At 72.7% G+C, this 13,871-nt stretch carries 12 protein-coding genes, 1 tRNA gene and 1 pseudogene; 6 read left to right on the top strand and 8 right to left on the bottom strand.

Annotation, left to right across the window (positions count from 1 at the left end):
* Positions 1 to 335 precede the first annotated feature (335 nt).
* The 5 genes from HNQ79_RS15825 to HNQ79_RS15805 all read left to right on the top strand — a co-directional run bounded on the left by HNQ79_RS15825 (position 336) and on the right by HNQ79_RS15805 (position 7,723).
* Positions 336 to 1,736: an APC family permease gene (locus HNQ79_RS15825; protein WP_185031437.1), complete on the top strand. Its 1,401-nt coding sequence runs from the start codon at positions 336 to 338 to the stop codon at positions 1,734 to 1,736.
* 81 nt (positions 1,737 to 1,817) lie between these two features.
* On the top strand, positions 1,818 to 2,894 hold the full coding sequence (locus HNQ79_RS15820; RefSeq protein WP_185031435.1) for an MBL fold metallo-hydrolase: 1,077 nt from the start codon (positions 1,818 to 1,820) through the stop codon (positions 2,892 to 2,894).
* A 78-nt stretch (positions 2,895 to 2,972) separates the two neighbouring features.
* A complete protein-coding gene (locus HNQ79_RS15815; RefSeq protein WP_185031433.1) occupies positions 2,973 to 3,878 on the top strand; it encodes a carbohydrate kinase family protein in 906 nt (301 codons plus the stop codon).
* A 113-nt stretch (positions 3,879 to 3,991) separates the two neighbouring features.
* Complete coding sequence (locus tag HNQ79_RS15810) at positions 3,992 to 6,055, top strand: hypothetical protein (RefSeq protein ID WP_185031431.1); 2,064 nt, start codon at positions 3,992 to 3,994, stop codon at positions 6,053 to 6,055.
* A 90-nt stretch (positions 6,056 to 6,145) separates the two neighbouring features.
* Positions 6,146 to 7,723 (top strand): type 1 periplasmic-binding domain-containing protein, encoded by a 1,578-nt coding sequence (locus tag HNQ79_RS15805; protein ID WP_185031429.1) that lies wholly within the window; start codon positions 6,146 to 6,148, stop codon positions 7,721 to 7,723.
* Between the two features lie 96 nt (positions 7,724 to 7,819).
* Here HNQ79_RS15805 and HNQ79_RS15800 read toward each other — a convergent pair.
* Positions 7,820 to 7,893, bottom strand: a tRNA-Pro gene (locus tag HNQ79_RS15800).
* Between the two features lie 122 nt (positions 7,894 to 8,015).
* Between HNQ79_RS15800 and HNQ79_RS15795 the strand changes: the two are divergent.
* Positions 8,016 to 8,267 (top strand): annotated as a pseudogene (locus HNQ79_RS15795) (transketolase); the annotation flags it as partial.
* Between the two features lie 25 nt (positions 8,268 to 8,292).
* On the opposite strand, the gene HNQ79_RS15790 reads toward HNQ79_RS15795, so the two are convergent.
* The 7 genes from HNQ79_RS15790 to HNQ79_RS15760 all read right to left on the bottom strand — a co-directional run bounded on the left by HNQ79_RS15790 (position 8,293) and on the right by HNQ79_RS15760 (position 13,818).
* A complete protein-coding gene (locus HNQ79_RS15790; RefSeq protein ID WP_185031427.1) occupies positions 8,293 to 9,219 on the bottom strand; it encodes an alpha/beta fold hydrolase in 927 nt (308 codons plus the stop codon).
* A 102-nt stretch (positions 9,220 to 9,321) separates the two neighbouring features.
* Positions 9,322 to 9,786 (bottom strand): hypothetical protein, encoded by a 465-nt coding sequence (locus tag HNQ79_RS15785; RefSeq protein ID WP_373312598.1) that lies wholly within the window; start codon positions 9,784 to 9,786, stop codon positions 9,322 to 9,324.
* Positions 9,787 to 9,909: 123 nt separating this feature from the next.
* On the bottom strand, positions 9,910 to 10,485 hold the full coding sequence (locus HNQ79_RS15780; RefSeq protein WP_185031425.1) for a GAF domain-containing protein: 576 nt from the start codon (positions 10,483 to 10,485) through the stop codon (positions 9,910 to 9,912).
* A 13-nt stretch (positions 10,486 to 10,498) separates the two neighbouring features.
* Positions 10,499 to 11,143, bottom strand: a complete 645-nt coding sequence (locus tag HNQ79_RS15775; protein ID WP_185031423.1) for a GTP-binding protein — start codon at positions 11,141 to 11,143, stop codon at positions 10,499 to 10,501.
* Positions 11,121 to 11,492, bottom strand: coding sequence for a DUF742 domain-containing protein (locus HNQ79_RS15770; protein WP_185031620.1), 372 nt, complete (start codon positions 11,490 to 11,492; stop codon positions 11,121 to 11,123). The genes HNQ79_RS15775 and HNQ79_RS15770 overlap by 23 nt, the downstream gene beginning before the upstream one ends.
* A gap of 2 nt (positions 11,493 to 11,494) precedes the next feature.
* Positions 11,495 to 11,932 (bottom strand): roadblock/LC7 domain-containing protein, encoded by a 438-nt coding sequence (locus HNQ79_RS15765; protein WP_185031421.1) that lies wholly within the window; start codon positions 11,930 to 11,932, stop codon positions 11,495 to 11,497.
* 5 nt (positions 11,933 to 11,937) lie between these two features.
* A complete protein-coding gene (locus tag HNQ79_RS15760; protein ID WP_185031419.1) occupies positions 11,938 to 13,818 on the bottom strand; it encodes an ATP-binding protein in 1,881 nt (626 codons plus the stop codon).
* Positions 13,819 to 13,871: the final 53 nt, after the last annotated feature.

Here is a 13,871-nt window from a genome sequence, read left to right as displayed (position 1 = left end):
CGCCGCTCGCGCCCGCGCGCAGGTACGCCCAGGAGCCCGCCGACGCCATCGCCGCCGCGAGCAGGGCGGCCGCGGCCATGCGTATCCGGAGCCTGCCGGGTGCCGTGCGGGGGTTCGTCTCGTGCTGCCTGTCCACGGCCCACACGGTAGGCCATGGACCGTAGGGGGCGGTCGGCCGCGGGGAGGGAGTCGGTGCCCGTGCGGGCCGCCGCCGGGCCGGCCGCAGGGGACGCAACGGCGCGGGGCCCCGGGACCGCCGCCCGCACGGCGGCCTGCGCGCTTCACCGGGCCTTCCCCGGGCAAGAGCTTCCCATCACACCCACGGAGGCATCCACATGACGTCAACACCCGGACACGCAGCGCAGGTTGACGAGCCGGAGGGCGGCGGCCTGAAGCGGGTCCTCGGACCCGGACTGCTGATTCTCTTCGTGATCGGCGACATCCTCGGCACCGGCATCTACGCCACGACCGGGAAGGTCGCCGGGAAGGTGGGCGGCGCGCTGTGGCTGCCGTTCGTCATCGGCTTCGTGGTGGCGGTTCTCACCGCCGCCTCGTACGTGGAACTGGTGGGGAAGTATCCGAAGGCCGCCGGGGCCGCGCTGTACACGCAGAAGGCGTTCAAGGTCCCCTTTCTGACCTTCATCGTCGCCTTCATGGTGATGTGCTCGGGACTGTCCTCGGCGAGCGCCGCGGCGCGCGCGTTCAGCGGTGACTACCTGGCGGAGTTCACGACCGCGATACCGGCGACGCTCGTCGCGATCCTGTTCGTCGTCGCGCTCGCGGCGCTCAATCTGCGCGGAGTGTCGGAGTCCGTGAAGACGAACGTGGTGCTGACGATCGTCGAGCTGGCGGGCCTCGGCGTCATCCTCGCCATCGGCGCGTACGCCGTACTGACCGACGGCGGGGAGCCGGGGCGGCTCACCGAGTTCGAGACCGGCGACGGTACGGGCTACGCGCTGATGACCGGCATCCTGGGCGCCACCGCCCTGGGCTTCTTCGCGTTCGTCGGCTTCGAGGACTCGGTGAACATGGCCGAGGAGACGAAGGACCCGCAGCGCACCTTTCCCCGCGCGATCTTCATCGGCGTGGCCGTCACCGGCACGCTGTACGTGCTCGTCGCCCTGGTGTCCTCGCTGCTGGTGGACAGCCGCACGCTGGGGAAGTCGAGCGGTCCCCTGCTGGAGGTCGTCAAGGCGGGCGGCCTGGACTTCCCGCCCAAGCTCTTCGCGCTGATCGCCCTGTTCGCCGTCACCAACTCGGCACTGATCAACATCATGATGGCCTCGCGGCTCTGCTACGGCATGGCCAACGAACGGATCCTCCCCCGGGCCATGGCCCGGGTCCTCCCCCGCCGCCGGACCCCGGTGGTCGGCATCGTCTTCGTCTCGCTGCTGGCGATCGGCCTGGTGTCGACGGGCGAGATCGCCGGTCTCGGCGACACCACGTCCTTCCTGCTGCTGTGCGTGTTCGCGGTGGTGAACGTCGCGGTGCTGGTGCTGCGCAAGAGCCCGGTCGAGCACCGTCACTTCCGTACCCCGACGATCCTGCCGGTACTGGGCGCGCTCGCCTCCCTGGTGCTGGCGAGCCCGCTCGCGGACCGGCCCGCCGAGGTGTACGTCCGGGCCGGCGTGCTCCTCGCCATCGGCATCGGGCTGTGGGCCCTCAACAAGGCGGTCATGCGGTCCGGCGGCGAGGCCGAAACACGTGCGGAGGACGCACGCGCAAAGGAGGGGTGAGGCAATCTGGAGCGGGGGCGGCGCCCGCGACGGGGCCGCACCCCTCGACCACCCTCCCACGCAAGGGAAGCGGAGCCTCTCATGGAACAGCAGCGCACCTCGGCACCGGACCGGGCCGAAGGATCACCGCTCCTGCCCGACCAGCCCGCCGACTGGACCGAACCCGGCGCCCACCGCGTCGGCGACCACGTCCACCGCATCCCCCTCCCACTCCCCCTCGACGACCTCGCCGCCGTCAACGTCTACCTCGTCGAGGCCCCGGACGCCCTCGTACTGATCGACTCCGGCTGGGCCGGTCCGCGGACCGAGGAGGCCCTCGGCAAGGCGCTGTCGACTCTCGGGTACGCGCTCGGGGACCTCACCCAGATCCTGGTGACCCACGGCCACTGGGACCACTACACCCAGGCCCTGGCGCTGCGCGCCGCACTCGGCGTGCACGTCCGCGTCGGGCGCGGTGAGCGGCACTCCATCGAGGGCCTGGACCTGAGCGGCAGCGCCCACCCCCGGCAGACGGCACGGCTGCGGGCCTGCGGGGCGGGGGAGCTGGCGGACCGCGTCGACGCGTTGCCGGTCACGCCCGCGGAGCGGTCGATGCCGTTCGGGCCGCCGGACACCTGGCTGGACGACGGCGAGCACATCCACCTCGCCGACCGGCGCCTCAAGGTGATCGCCACCCCCGGCCACACCCGCGGCCACGTGGTCTTCGCCGATCCCGCGGCGGGTCTGCTGTTCGCCGGCGACCACGTGCTTCCGCACATCACCCCGTCGGTCGGCTTCGAGGCCGTACCGGAGAAGTCCCCGCTCCGCTCGTACCGCCGGTCCCTGCGGCTGGTGAGGGAGTTGCCGAACGCTCTCCTGCTGCCGGCGCACGGGCCGGTGTCCGTCGGCGTGCACGCCCGCGTCGACGAACTCCTCGCCCATCACGAGGAGCGCCTGGACGCCACGTTGCGCGAGGTCCGCGCGGGGGCCGCCACCGCCCACGCCGTGGCGCGCGCCCTCCCCTGGACCCGGCGCCGCCGCCCGCTGGACGCCCTGCCGGACCTGCACCGGATGCTCGCGATCCTGGAGACGGACGCCCACCTGGACGTCCTCGCCGAAGCGCGGGCGGTGTCGTACACCTGGGTGGAGGGGGTGCGCCACTTCGCCGTACGGGCGTGATCCCGCGCCCCGCCGGTGTCCGCCCGTACCATCTGCGGGTGTCCGCCGCCCCCCGACGGGCAGGAGAGGAAGAAGACCGTGATCGTCGTCGCAGGTGAGGCCCTGATCGACCTCGTGCCGCAGCACCGGGGCGACCCACTGTCCCCGCTGCAGCCGGCGCGGGGCGGCGGCCCCTACAACACGGCAGTGGCGCTCGGCAGGCTCGGCGCCCGGGTGTCGTTCTGTTCGCGGATCTCCACCGACCCCTTCGGGGAGTCCCTCGTCGCGCGGCTGCACGAGGAGAAAGTGGACACCGGCCTCCTGCAGCGCGGCCCGGAGCCGACCACGCTCGCCGTCGCCTCGCCCGGCCCGGACGGCTCGGCGGCGTACGGCTTCTACGCGGAGGGCAGTGCGGACCGGCTCTTCGAGACGCCCGCCGCCCTCCCCGCCGCCACCGAGGCACTGCTGTTCGGCACGTGCTCCCTCGTCCTCGAACCGGGAGCCGGAGCGTACGAGGCGCTGCTGCGGCGCGAGGCCGGACGCGGGGCGTTCGTCGCGCTCGACCCGAACGTGCGGGCCGCCCTCATCGGGGACCCGGACGCCTACCGGGCCAGGTTCCGCGACTGGCTTCCCTGCCTCTCGCTGCTGAAGCTCAGCGAGGAGGACGCGGAGTGGCTGGAGTACGACCCGGCGAGCCGGTCCGCGGCAGGCCCGGCAGCGGTCGTCCTCACCCGGGGTGCGGAGGGGCTGACGGCGTTCGTCCGGGGCGGCGGGGAGTTCTCCGTGCCCGGTGTCCGGGTCGACGTCGTCGACACCATCGGCGCGGGGGACACGGTGAACGCCGCCCTCCTGCACGCCTTCTCGGCGCGCGGTCCGCTGACGGCGGACGCGGTGGCCGCGCTGGACGGCGACGGGTGGCGGGACGTCCTGGGCTTCGCGGCCCGCGCTGCGGCACTGACCTGCTCGCGGGCCGGCGCGGAACCGCCGTACGCGAACGAGCTGTAGGACCGTGCCGGGCGCCGCCGGGCAGCGGGCCAACTGCGGCAATCCCTATGCCGTGCCGTGGAGTTCGTGACACGATACTGCCTCCGCGATCACTCCTGCCGCAGGGAGACCGGATGCCCCAGGGTTCCAGCACGCCCCCCGCCGGCCAGGCGGAGATCGCCGCCTTCGTACGGGAGTGCTGGCGGCGGAAGTCGTCCCGGCCGCTGCCGCTGGTCGTCCTGCTCGGACGGCCAGGCAGCGGCAAGACGCATGCCCTCGACCACTTCGCGCACGAGGCGGCCGGCGGCATCACCGCACGCATCGACTTCGCTCCGCTGCCCGTCCAACGCCCTTACGAAACCGCCCTGCTGCTGGCCTTCCAGCTCACGCGCAAGCACCCCGGGGTGCATCCGCCGCGCTTCCCGCGGCTGATGCTGGGCCTGCTGGCGCTCAACCTGAGCGATCTGCCGGTGGACAACCGCGACGCCGCCCGCAAGCAGCTCAAGGCGGCCCTCACCAGTGCCCGCAGCAGTACCGCGGTGGGGGCGGCGGAGACCGCGGGCGGGGTGCTGGACAACCTGGGCCTCTCCCCCGTGCCGAACCTGGAGCTGGCCGCCGGGCTGCTGGTGCGCGGCTTCACCCATCTTCCGGCCGCCACCGTCCTGAACCGCGCGCTCGCGTCGTACGGCCAAGGCAGCGCGCAGGCCGGTGTGGAGGCGCTGATAGACCTCAACAGACGTGCCCGCAGCGGGATCGAGGCCGACACGGAACTCGTGGACCGGATGCTGTGCGAGGTGTTCCTCGACGATCTCACCGCGTCCTTCGCCAAGCGCAGCCGGCTCTACAACTGCCTCGCCCTGCTCGACAACATCGACCGTCCGCACGTCACCCGCTTCCTGCAGACGCTGTGCCGGCTGCGCGCGGAGAAGGCCCGTGCGGGCACGTACGACCCGCTGCTGATCGTCGCGACGGCCGCCACCACCCGTGCCGTGCCCGGCCCCGGCGACGGCAGCCCCGACGATCCGCACATCCGGCGCTGCGACGCCCTGAGCTACGCGGCGTGGCGGCCGCGCCCGGACGGGCCGCCGCCGGACTGGTGGTGCCCGGTGCGGCTGCGCGACCTGGAGGAGGTCGAGGTCGCACTGGAGGCGACCCGGTACGAGCGGGAGCGCTCCCGGGAGAGCGGCCGGCCGGAGGCCTGGGTGCTGCCCAGGGCGGCCCCGCTGATACACCGGCTGACCTACGGGCACCCGTGGAGCGTGCGCACGCTGCACGACGTGGTCGCCGCGTTGCGCGACGGGCAGGCGCCGACCGACGGCGACCTGCGGGGGCTGCTGCGGGCACGTCCGCCGCGGGCGGGCCTCCCGGTGACGGACGTCGTGCACGGGCGGCTCCTCGCGGGACTCACGGCGGATCAGCAGGAGGCGGCGCTGCTGGTGGCCGCCGCCCGGACGCCCCGGGCGGCGGTGAACGCGGGCCTGCTGAACGACCAGCCCGAGCATGCGCGCGACACCCTGATGCGGGAGCTGCGCGAGCGGCTGTGGCTGTCGCGCCGGGTGCCGGAGGACGCGTACACCAGGGGCGGGCGCGGGCCGTCCGGCTATCTGCTGACCACCGCGGGCAGCCGGGGCGAGCCGGCCGCCGACTCCACCTACGACACCCAGCCGGTGCTGCATCCCTGGCTGCGGCTGCTGCTGCTCGAAAGGCTCTCCGCACCGCCCAGCGGTTCGCTGGAGAGGTGGCGTGCCCTGCACTCCCGGCTCGCCTCCTGGCACCAGCGTCAGCACCACCCGCTGGACTGCCTCTACCACCGGCTTGCCAAGGGCGAACTCCAGTCGCTCGTCGACCACTTGGCGCGTGGAGTGGGCGCCGCCGACCTGACGCCCTGGTTGCGCGAGCTCTACCACGTCACGGCCGCCCCGATGTACAGGGCGTGGCTGTCCGACGGACCGCCGCGCCGCCAGGCGAGTGAGCTGGCAAGGGAGTTGGCCCCGGACGCCTACGCGGACCAGACGCTGGGTCGCCCGCTCGCCGAACTGTGCGCGGCGCTGTGGCTGGCGGGCGATCCGCGCAACCGGTTGCCGCTCGGCAACCCGGAGCTCAATCACAAGATCAGTGCGATGCTCCGGCAGGTGGCGACGGCGGCCGACGCGGACGCGGACACACTGCTCGACGAGGCGATCCGCTACACCGACTGACCCGGCCCGGCGCGCTCGCAACGGCGCCGATCGGCCCGTACCGACGTGGAAGGGCCCGGCTCGCACGGGACCTTGGGAGAGGGGCACGCCATGCAATGGCCGCGCAGGAACCCGGGACACCGCTCCGGCTGGGTGGGCGAGCTGCCCCCCTGGTGGAAGCGCTGGCCCGGAAACGCCCTGTGCCTGCTGGGCGCGGTGGCACTGGTCGCCGGTGTGCTGATCTGGGGGCCGTGGCGGGAGCCGCCGGTGGACACCGCCTGCGCGGCCGGCGTGCAACGCGTGGAAGGTGTCTGCGTCGGCGTCACGGACGGTTCGTTCGCCTTCGATCAGAAGAACCTCGGCGACGTCTTCGAGAAGATCCGCGCGGAGAACGACAGGGTGTCCGACGTTTCGTCGAAGAAGGGCGGCCCGAGCAATGTCGGCATCGTCTATCTGATGAAGATGGTCCCCGACGACAAGGACACCAACACCCCCGACTCCGTACGGCACGAGATCGAGGGCGCGTACGCGGCGCAGCACGAGGCGAACCACTCGTCGAAGTACGGCGACACCCCGCTGATCAGGCTGCTGCTCGCGGACATCGGCGACGGACCCGCGCAGAGCGCCGCGACCCTGGAGCAGCTCCGGCAGCGCACGGCCACCGACCGGCTCGTGGCCGTCGCGGGCCTGGGCACCAGCACGCGGGCCACCGAGAGCCTCATCCGGACCATCACCCGGCCCGAGTCCGAAGACGGACTGCAACTCGCCGCGGTAGGAGCGGTGTTGACGGCGGACACGCTGAGCAAGGTGCCGGGTCTGGTGCGGGTCGCCCCGGTCAACTCGGACGAGGCGGCCGCTGCGGCGGCGTTCCTCGGGCAGCGGGAGTACGCGAAGAAGCGGGTGCTGGTCATCCAGGACGAGAGCGCCAAGGACCAGTACACCAAGACCCTCGCGGCCGGTTTCCTGGCCGCGCTGCCCAAGAACCGGCTCGCGGGCCGGACGGAGCTGTACGACTCGTCGCAGGGCGGGGTGGCCACGGCGTTCAAGACGCGGATGGCCAACATCTGCGCCAAGAAGCCGGACGTCATCTTCTTCGCCGGACGCGGCATCGACCTGCCGCGCTTCCTGGCCCCGTTGAAGGACCGGCCCTGCACGGAACCGCTGCTGGTCGTCTCCGGCGACGACGCCTCCCAGACCGCGCAGGCGAAGGGGTTCGACGACATCAAGGGCACCCTGAGCGACGGCAACGTCCGCCTCGTCTACACGGGTCTCGCGCACCCGGGCGGCTGGGAGCGCATGCCGGAGGCCTTCCCGGGATGGGGGCGGCAGACGTTCGGCGAGGGCGGCGTGTACCGCGCCCACTTCAACGAGGAGGCGCTGGACGACGGGCAGGCGATCATGGGCCACGACGCGGTGATCACCGCGATCTCCGCGGTCCGGGTCGTCGCCGACGCCTCGGAGACCAACAACGGCAAGGTCAGCGGTTCGGAGGTCATCCAGATCTGGCGCTCACTGCACGGCGTGAAGGCGGTCAGCGGCGCGAGCGGACTGATCTCGCTGGGCAACGACGGCTCCCCCGAGCGCAAGGCGGTACCGATCATCGAAATCGGCGCGGACGGCTCGGTGCGTACGCTGGCGGTGACGGCGCGGGGCGGGAAACCGCTGACGGAGAAGGACCCGGGCCAGTGAGAGGGCGGCCGGGGACGGGACGCGGGAAGGCGTGAACGCGCAGCAGGGGCCGTCCGAAGACGGCCCCTGCTGCGTGCGGAACATCCGACATCTCTGTCGGGACGACAGGATTTGAACCTGCGACCCCTTGACCCCCAGTCAAGTGCGCTACCAAGCTGCGCCACGTCCCGATACCCTCTGACCTGGGGTTTCCCCTGGTTGAGGGCGCTTGAGAACAATACCGCACATCGGGACGTGGTGGCGAACGCCTTTGCCCGACCTCAAGTCCGGTCGATGTCGCACGGTCGTCTCCATGACGACTTCCACGCAGGAGACGCAGCAGCAGAAGACGTACGGGTACCCGGATCTCCGGCGCCTGAGGGGGCTGATGACGGGTACCGAGTAGCACAGCACCGCCGCGACCTCCACCCTGGACGGGCTGTGGGTGCTCCACGACCGGGTGTTGCGGGTGTCGCCGGCGAGCGCCGCGGACCCGGGGCGGGACAGGTTCCTGCTGTCCCACGGGCACGGGCCGAGGGCGTACTGGGCGGTGCTTGCCGCGAAGGCGCCCGCGCGGGGGCTTCGCCCGGTCAGACGTGCTTGTCCAGCCAGGCCGTCAGGTCCCGGTGCACCTCGTCCCGGTTCGTCTCGTTGAGGATCTCGTGGCGGGCGCCCTCGTACGCCTTCAGGGTGAGGTCCTCGACGCCCGCGTAGCGCAGGTCCTCCAGGAGTTCGTACACGAGCGTCATGCCCTGGTGGCAGGGGTCCTCGGTGCCGACCGCGAGGTGAAAGGGCAGGTCGGCGGGGATGCGGGCGATGTTCTTCGGGTCGTTGAGCTTGCGGATGCCGTGGATCCAGTCCAGGGCGAGGCCGGTACTGAAGGCGAAGCCGCAGCGTTCGTCGGCGGTGTACGCGTCGACCTCGGCCTCGTCGCGGGAGAGCCACTCGCTGCCCGTACGGCGGGGGAAGGCGTCGTTGAAGGAGGCGAACCGCTCGGGGATGAAACGGGAGACCGCGTCCCGGCCCTGCGCGGCGGCCTCCCGTTCGAGACGGGTCACCGCCTCTTCCGGGTCGGTGCCCGGCAGGCTGCGGAAGACTCCCGACAGGATCACCCCGGCCAGATCGTCCGGATGATCCTGCGCGTAGTCGCGCGCCAGCATCGCGCCGAGGCTGTGCCCGAACAGCACGACGGGCACGCCCGGGTGCAGGGCGCGCGCCTGGTCGCCGACCGTGCGCACGTCCGCGACCATGGCGCGCCAGCCGTCCTCGCCCGCCACACCGAGCCCTCCGGTGCCGGTCGCGGTCGCACCGTGGCCCCGGTGGTCGGCGGCGACCACCCCGTAGCCGTGGGACAGCAGGTGCCGGGCGAACCGGCCGTAGCGCTGGGCGTGTTCGGCGGCTCCGTGCACGATCTGGACCAGGGCGCGCGGTCGCCCGCTGTCCGGCAGCCAGGTGTACGTCGCGAGCTGGACGCCGTCGTGCGCGGTCGCCGTGCCGGGGGTGCCGGGCGTGTTCATCGGGGTCGGCCTGCCTCTCGTCCTGCGGAGCCACGGGGTTGCCAGGGATGGGGGGACACGGTGCCGACCCTCCCCCGTCGGCCCCGGTTCATGCCTGGTCGGTCATTCCCGTATCCGGCCCCGCTCGGGTGTCTGGCCCCGCTCGAAGCAGGCGACCAGGTCCGCGTCCAGCACCGGCACCCGGCGCGGCATCCCGCCGTCGCGCAGCGACTGCGTCGCGCCGACGTCCGTCGCGAACGCCGTCCGGGCCGCCACCGGCGAGGTGTCCGTGGTGCCCCCGTGCCGCACGAAGCGCAGGAACACGCCGATCAGGAGGGGGTCCGCCCGGCCGTGCCCCGCGCTGTCGTCGGCCACGGGTATCGGGTGCACCTCGTCGGCGTCGAAGCGGTGCGCGGAGCGGCGGGCGTTCCCCACCTTGACGTGACCGCCGGGGCCGTCCCCGAAGTTCTCCAGGCGGCCCGCGCCGCCGATGACGGTGTAGTTGCGCCAGTAGTCGGGGGTGAAGTGGCGCTGCTGGTAGGCGGGGGCCAGTACCCCGTTGTCCGGGCGCAGGTTGAGCAGGGACACGTCCTCGACGTCGATGACCGGGTTGCGTGCGCGCTGGGTGTGCGGGGGCCAGTGGCCGTCCTCGGTGTACCAGTCGTCGGTCGTGCGCCCGCCCGCGGTGGGCGCGCGTGCGGGGCGCGCGGCTCACACCCGGATCCCGCCGTCCTCACGGCGGACGATCTCCGCCATCAGTTCACCGGCCATCGCCTTGATGGTCTCCAGGCCCTGGCGCCCCCACTGCCGCGGCTGGGTGTCGACGACGCAGATCGCGCCGAGTGCGATGCCCGAGCGGTCGATGAGAGGAGCGCCGAGGTAGGAGCGGATGCCGATCTCGTCGACGACGGGGTTGCCCGCGAAGCGCGGGTAGTCGCAGACGTCCTCCAGGACGAGGGCCTTGCGGCGGGCGACGACGTGCGGGCAGTACCCGTGGTCGCGGGCCATGGCGCGGCCGATCCGTCCGGCGGCTGCGGCGGCGCCCAGGTCGCTGCCGGAGAGGGTGCCGTGCGGGGTGTGCAGTCCGGCGAAGAACTGCCGGTTCTCGTCGATGAAGTTGACCATGGAGTACGGGGCCCCGATGGCCTCCGCGAGCCGGACCGCGAACGCGTCGAGCATCGGGTCCGGCCGCCCGCCGAGCCCCAGCTCCCGCAGCCTGCGCGCGCGTTCGGGCCCCTCGCGGTCCGCGGGGGTGAGCAGCAGGTGACCGATCCTGTCGTACGTCATGGGTGGGCTCCCGTCACGGGTGGGCTCCGTGGGCTGTCGTGGGGACGGCGGGCGTCTGGCTGAGGAGGTGCTTGACGAGGGTGACCAGGGTGGCGATGCCCGAGCTGGCAAGGCGGGCGTCACAGATCACGATCGGGATGTCCGGGTTGAGATCCAGGGCGCCGCGCACCTCCTCGGGCTCGTACCGGAAGGAGCCGTCGAACTCGTTGACGGCGACGACGAACCCGATGCCGCGCTCCTCGAAGAAGTCGACGGCCGCGAAACAGTCCTCCAGGCGGCGGGTGTCGGCCAGGACGACGGCGCCGAGGGCCCCCTTGGACAGTTCGTCCCACATGAACCAGAAGCGCTCCTGGCCGGGGGTGCCGAAGAGGTAGAGGACGTGGTCGGCGTCGAGGGTCATCCGGCCGAAGTCCATGGCGACGGTCGTCTGGGACTTGTTCTCGATGCCCTCCAGGCTGTCGGTGCCGGCGCTCGCCTGGGTGAGCAGTTCCTCCGTGCTGAGCGGGTCGATCTCGCTGACCGCGCCGACGAAGGTCGTCTTGCCGACGCCGAAGCCGCCCGCGACGAGGATCTTGAGGGCGGTGGGGAAGACCTCGGGGTCAGCTCCCCCGCCTCCGTAGCCGTCGGTGCCGTCGTCAGAGTTGTCGTCGTAGACCATCGAGCACTGCCTCCAGCAAGTCGCGGTCGGTCGGGGTGTGTTGGAGGATCGGTGCGTGGGTGTGGACCGCGCCGCAGTCCACCAGGTCGGACAGCACCACTTTGGTGACGACGGCGGGCAGCCGCAGATGGCCCGCGATCTCCGCCACCGACGTCGGGTCGTCGCACAGTCCGAGCGCGGCGACGTGTTCGGGGCCCAGGTGCACGGGAAGTGCCGCGCCGGTGGCCATCACCAGGGTGAGCAGGTCGAATTCGGTGGTGGGGCGGGTGCGGCCGTCGCTCACGGTGTACGGGCGGATCAGCCGGCCGGCCGCGTCGTCGAGCCAGGGCCCGTCCTGCGGGGCCGCCACGTTCACTGCCCCGGAGCGTTCGGCGCGCTGCCCGCCCGTTGCCGTGCGGGCGTCACCAGGTACGGCCGTACGCTCTTGACCAGCATGGCCATCTCGTAGCCGAGTACGGCGGCGTCGGCCTCCCGCCCGGCGAGCACGGCCAGGAAGGTGCCGGAACCCGCGGTCGAGACGAAGAGCAGCGTCGAGTCGAGTTCGACGACGACCTGGCGCACCTCGCCGCCGTCACCGAACCGCATGCCCGCGCTGCGCCCCAGCGAATAGAGGCCGGAGGCGAGGGCCGCCATGTGGTCGGCGCTGTCGGTGTCGAGGCCGTGCACGGACTTGACGAGTCCGTCGGAGGAGAGCAGGACCGCGCTGCGGGTGTAGGGCACCCGTTGGACCAGCCCGCTCAACAGCCAGTCGAGGTCGGCCGCCTGGCCGGTCGGCGCATCGCTCACCATGGGGGTCACTCCTTGGGGGTGGGAAAGTTCGCGTCTTCGGGGGATGCTGCGTCGTGGGGTTCCGGGTGGTCGGGGCGCGGCGTGCCGACCGCCTCGCGCGGGCGGTCGTCGGTCCGTACGTCCGCCGCCTCGGCCAGTCCGATGCCGCGCTGGAAGGCGGCCATCAGCCCGGGGTCGTGCAGAACGGGCTGGTCGTCCTCCTTGAACGGGGCGGGCCCGTCCCTCAACTGCGGTACGAGGTTCTCCTGGCTGCGCCGCCGGGGCAGTCGGGGCCTGCTGGCCCGGCCCCGTACGGGACCCTCCGTGGCGGGCCGGGCGGCGCTGTGCACCGGCTCGGCGGGCACCACGAACTCCGGCGGGGCGGCGAGGCCGTGGGTGACGCCCGGGAGCGCGGCGGCCGGGTTGGGCCGCTCGGCACGCGCGCCGCGGACGGGCAGCGGCGCGGGGCCGGTGGGCCCGGACGTCGGGTGCGGCTCGGGACGGCCCTCCTGCGCGGACGGGCGCCCGGCCTGCTGGGCGGCGACGGGCTGCGGGGCCGCCGGCTGCGGCGGCGCCTGCCGCTGCACGGCGGGCGGGGCCGTCCCGGCTGTCGCCGGCGAGGCGGCCTGCTGTGCCGGCACTCCCCCGGTCGCTCCGCCCGGCCGGCACGAGGCGACGGCGCCGGCGGAGTCGTGGTCCTCGCCCAGCAGACCCTCCGGGAGGACGAGTACGGCCTGCACCCCGCCGTAGATGTTGTTCTGCAGGCGGACCGCGATGCCGTGCCTGCGAGCCAGCGCGGAGACCACGAACAGTCCGATCCGGCCGTCCTGGAGCAGGTGCTGCACATTGACCTGGTCCGGGTCGGACAGCAGCGCGTTCATCTTGTTCTGCTCGGTGACCGGCATGCCCAGTCCCCGGTCCTCCACCTCGATGGCGAGCCCCGCCGTCACGAACTGGGCCCGCAGCAGCACCGTCGTGTGCGGGGCGCTGAACACGGTGGCGTTCTCGACGAGTTCGGCGAGGAGGTGGATGACGTCGGCGACCGCGTGCCCGCGCAGCGTGCCCTCGACAGGCGGCACCAGCTTGACCCGCGAATACTGTTCGACCTCGGCGATGGAGGATCGCATGATCTCGCTCATGCTGACCGGATTGCTCCACTGGCGGCGCGAGATGGCCCCGCCGAGCACGGCGAGGTTCTCGGCGTGCCGCCGGATGCGGGTGGCCAGGTGGTCGACGTGGAAGAGACCCTTGAGCAGGTCCGGGTCCTCCACCTCGTTCTCCAGCTCGTCGAGCAGCTGGATCTCGCGGTGCACGAGCGACTGAAGCCGTCTTGCCAGGTTGACGAAGACTTCGACCTTCTGGTCCGTGCCCGCGCTGCTGGAGAACTGGGACGCCTGTACGACGGCGGTCACGGCCGCGTCGTGCGCCCGCCCCAGCTCGACCTCCAGGAGGTCGAACTCGTCGCCGCCGCGGGGGGTTCCGGTCGGCACGGCACGCCGCATGCCGGGGCTCTCGCCGCGGCGCAGGGCGTCCACGACGGCCCGTAGTTCGTCCTGGCTGCGGGCACTCGCCCGGCGCAGGACGTTGCAGCGGACGTAGACGGAGCGCGCGGTGCGGTGGGCCGCCAGCGCGGCCACCGCCACCGCGACCGCGGCGAGCACCGCCGCCACGGCGAGTCCCGCCCATAAGCTCTGCGTCGGCCGGGCGCCGGTGGAGCGGAACGTGTAGAGCACGGCGCCCGCTCCGCTCAGGCCGACGACCATCGCCGGCAGCACGGCGGCACGGAGCATCTGGGGACGCACGTCCGCCTCGGGAGTGGACGCCGCCAAGGGACGTACCCCTGGTCGGCCGTGCCGCCCGCCTTCGCGGCGGTCTGCTCGCGCGGAAGGTGCGCGAAGATGAGACATCAGCGTCCTCGGTACGTGGGGCCCCAGGGATTCGGTGTGTGACAGAGCACTCG

The sequence above is a fragment of the Streptomyces candidus genome (assembly GCF_014207445.1).
Taxonomy (GTDB): domain Bacteria; phylum Actinomycetota; class Actinomycetes; order Streptomycetales; family Streptomycetaceae; genus Streptomyces; species Streptomyces candidus.
This window is presented reverse-complemented; position numbering and strand designations above follow the sequence as displayed.

Excerpts from the sequence above, each read along its gene's own strand:
- HNQ79_RS15825 (WP_185031437.1), top strand. The coding sequence starts at position 336 with ATGACGTCAACACCCGGACACGCAGCGCAGGTTGACGAGCCGGAGGGC.
- HNQ79_RS15820 (WP_185031435.1), top strand. The coding sequence starts at position 1,818 with ATGGAACAGCAGCGCACCTCGGCACCGGACCGGGCCGAAGGATCACCG.
- HNQ79_RS15810 (WP_185031431.1), top strand. The coding sequence starts at position 3,992 with ATGCCCCAGGGTTCCAGCACGCCCCCCGCCGGCCAGGCGGAGATCGCC.
- HNQ79_RS15805 (WP_185031429.1), top strand. The coding sequence starts at position 6,146 with ATGCAATGGCCGCGCAGGAACCCGGGACACCGCTCCGGCTGGGTGGGC.
- HNQ79_RS15790 (WP_185031427.1), bottom strand. The coding sequence starts at position 9,219 with ATGAACACGCCCGGCACCCCCGGCACGGCGACCGCGCACGACGGCGTC.
- HNQ79_RS15780 (WP_185031425.1), bottom strand. The coding sequence starts at position 10,485 with ATGACGTACGACAGGATCGGTCACCTGCTGCTCACCCCCGCGGACCGC.
- HNQ79_RS15775 (WP_185031423.1), bottom strand. The coding sequence starts at position 11,143 with ATGGTCTACGACGACAACTCTGACGACGGCACCGACGGCTACGGAGGC.
- HNQ79_RS15765 (WP_185031421.1), bottom strand. The coding sequence starts at position 11,932 with ATGGTGAGCGATGCGCCGACCGGCCAGGCGGCCGACCTCGACTGGCTG.
- HNQ79_RS15760 (WP_185031419.1), bottom strand. The coding sequence starts at position 13,818 with ATGTCTCATCTTCGCGCACCTTCCGCGCGAGCAGACCGCCGCGAAGGC.